Genomic DNA, 456 nt, shown 5'->3' with positions numbered 1-456 from the left:
TTGAGCAATTAAGCCGTGATGCTGATAATGTTAAATCTATTTTAGAAATAATTAATGATGTAGCAGACCAGACTAACTTACTTGCACTAAATGCTGCAATTGAAGCAGCAAGAGCAGGAGAGCATGGGCGTGGGTTTGCCGTAGTAGCTGATGAAGTAAGAAGTTTAGCAGAAAGAACTCAAAAAAGCCTTAGTGAAATAAATGCAACAATAAGTGTTATAGTTCAAGGTATTAAAGATGCAAGCGAGCAAATGAGCACTAATTCAGCAGAAATTAGTAAATTAACTCAAGTAGCAAGTAATACCCAAGATACAATTAATGAAATGGGTAAAGTAATGAGTGAAGCTGTAAAAATTAGTGAAGCAACTGTAAATGATTATATAAGCACAAGTAAAGATATGAGCGAGATATTAAGTGGAGTAAATAATATGAATACTATCACTAATGAAAACGCAA

Annotated in this window: 1 protein-coding gene; it reads left to right on the top strand. The window is 33.6% G+C overall.

Annotated features, from left to right (window positions below):
• The coding region (locus KJQ97_RS09435) for a methyl-accepting chemotaxis protein (RefSeq protein ID WP_250325878.1) at positions 1 to 456 on the top strand (456 nt) is incomplete at both ends.

The organism is Campylobacter sp. 2018MI01 (genome assembly GCF_018501205.1).
In the GTDB taxonomy this organism is placed as follows: domain Bacteria; phylum Campylobacterota; class Campylobacteria; order Campylobacterales; family Campylobacteraceae; genus Campylobacter_E.
Note: the sequence above shows the minus strand (reverse complement) of the source record. Positions and strands in the feature narration are given on the sequence as shown.